Below are 1,277 nucleotides of genomic sequence, written 5' to 3' on the forward strand. Positions count from 1 at the left end.
CTGGAGCAGCTGTTCTGCTCGATGGCAGTGGATGTCAGGGCCTTTGTACTGCGTGAAAATGAAAAAGACCTCGCAAGGATAGATGCCACAACCCCGGGCTGGATGCGTTTCGTCGCCTTTTTTGAGGACCCGAAAAACCAGTTGGCGCTGGCGTCGCTGGGCAATGCGGGGAAAGAGCTTGTAAAGCTGGCAAGAAGCGCTTTGTAGGGCGTGGCCAGAAAAGGCTGGGCAGGGTCCTTGCCGGCCAAGTTGTTGCCGGGGGAAAACCGTGACCTGAGCGGTAATATGGGGGGAGGGGCGGGAAAGCGGGTTGTTGGCAGTGGGGCTACGGTTGTGCCGGAGAAAGCCGCCGCGACAGAGGCGCTACACGCTTCATTGATGGTGTTAAAGTTGTTGATAAAAAACAGGGCAAGTATTTCAGAGAGCGGTGGATATTGGTCCAATTTTAGATCGGATCAAATCAGGTGGTTCGTTCCCTCATGGAAATGATGGAACTACATTTCTGAACCGTGCCGGTAACTTGCCTCCCAAGTAAACTGGATACTATATTGAATACGTGCATCCAACTCCTGGAATTTCTGGGCCTGGGCCACAGCGAATCATTGTGGGGAAAGATGGTGAAATGTACTATACAGCAGATCACTACAAAACTTTTATTTTTATTAAAGATTAAGCATTGTGGAAAATTTACCGTTTAAATTCATGAAAAACCCACCGTCTTATGATGCCGCGAGTGTGTTTTATGTGCGAGTGGATCCAGCTATCAGGCTCACGAGTGAATTATTAAAGGCATTATATTATATGCTCTGGTTTCCTGGCTATTTTGGGTTTAATTGGGATGCGTTACATGACTGCCTAACAGATTTTTCTTGGATTGAATGTCACAAAATTGTTCTTGTGCATGAAGCACTTCCAGAATTGCCAAGGGACGAACTGAAAATATATTTAGAAATACTTCGGGACTCAGTCATTGATTGGAATAACAATGATCTACATGATTTGGAGGTAGTGTTTAGTGATTTAAATAGGGTGGATGTGGAAAGCATTTTGAAAGTTTAATTTTTAAAAAATATTATGGATTAATTTCAAACGATGGTGGTGGTCGCAGCAGGTCCGGAAGTACTGGCCGGGCTGACGGCCAGGAAAATGACCATCGGCGCGATGCTGGGAGGCGGATTTGATACTGCCGGGCAGCTGTTCAGGGGGCAGCCTTACCGCGGTGGGGCCTTGACCGGTGCTGTGGCCTATCCGTTCAGTGGGGTGTCGCTGTGGCGTGA

The 1,277-nt window shown here is 47.8% G+C and carries 3 protein-coding genes and 1 pseudogene; all 4 read left to right on the plus strand.

Annotated elements, in window-relative coordinates:
• A pseudogene (locus tag Q352_RS23815) lies at window positions 1-207 on the plus strand (hypothetical protein); the annotation flags it as partial.
• 340 nt (window positions 208-547) lie between these two features.
• Entirely contained in the window at window positions 548-673 is a 126-nt protein-coding gene (locus tag Q352_RS24520; RefSeq protein ID WP_084300379.1) for a ribonuclease domain-containing protein, read from the plus strand.
• A 29-nt stretch (window positions 674-702) separates the two neighbouring features.
• On the plus strand, window positions 703-1,059 hold the full coding sequence (locus tag Q352_RS23115) for a barstar family protein (protein ID WP_084300381.1): 357 nt from the start codon (window positions 703-705) through the stop codon (window positions 1,057-1,059).
• A gap of 33 nt (window positions 1,060-1,092) precedes the next feature.
• The coding region (locus Q352_RS23965) for a hypothetical protein (protein WP_036386971.1) at window positions 1,093-1,277 on the plus strand (185 nt) is incomplete at its 3' end.

It is taken from the genome of Microvirgula aerodenitrificans DSM 15089 (assembly GCF_000620105.1).
Lineage (GTDB): Bacteria > Pseudomonadota > Gammaproteobacteria > Burkholderiales > Aquaspirillaceae > Microvirgula > Microvirgula aerodenitrificans.